The sequence below is a fragment of the Burkholderia sp. AU33545 genome, assembly GCF_020419685.1.
GTDB lineage: Bacteria > Pseudomonadota > Gammaproteobacteria > Burkholderiales > Burkholderiaceae > Burkholderia > Burkholderia diffusa.
Map to the genome: position 1 here is coordinate 1 of NZ_JAIZRQ010000023.1, position 608 is coordinate 608.

Here is a 608-nt window from a genome sequence, read left to right on the forward strand (position 1 = left end):
AAGTGGCTAGTCTAACCGCAAGGAGGACGGTCACCACGGTAGGATTCATGACTGGGGTGAAGTCGTAACAAGGTAGCCGTATCGGAAGGTGCGGCTGGATCACCTCCTTTCCAGAGCTTCTCGCAAAATTGAGCGCTCACGCTTATCGGCTGTTGATAAAGACAGAAAGACTGTCTGTTAGCGGTATTAATCGGTTATAATACCGGCCGCTTTCGATAATCCTCAATGACAAACATTCGAATGAAGTTTGGTTCGAGTTTTTCTCATTGGCGATTGAGCCAGTCAGAGCGGTACGAAAGTATCGGCTGTCGTTCTTTAACAATCTGGAAGAAGTAAGTAATTTGGATAGCGGAAGCGTCTTGAGATGGACGTGAAAACTATCCGGGTTGTGATTGTATCGATGTATCTCAAGATGATTCGTAAACTACTCCCTTCGGGAGTGGGGCCAGAGTAAGCGCTAAAGCGCTAACTCTAGCCGACATCAATTGGAATACGGCACAACGCGAGAACTCAACCTGTAACGAGACAGACTCGTTATAGGGTCAAGCGAACAAGTGCATGTGGTGGATGCCTTGGCGATCACAGGCGATGAAGGACGCGGTAGCCTG

At 48.4% G+C, this 608-nt stretch carries 1 rRNA gene; it reads left to right on the forward strand.

Annotated elements, in window-relative coordinates:
- Positions 1-110 (forward strand): 16S ribosomal RNA (locus LGM71_RS33125); the annotation flags it as partial.
- Between the last annotated feature and the right edge of the window lie 498 nt (positions 111-608).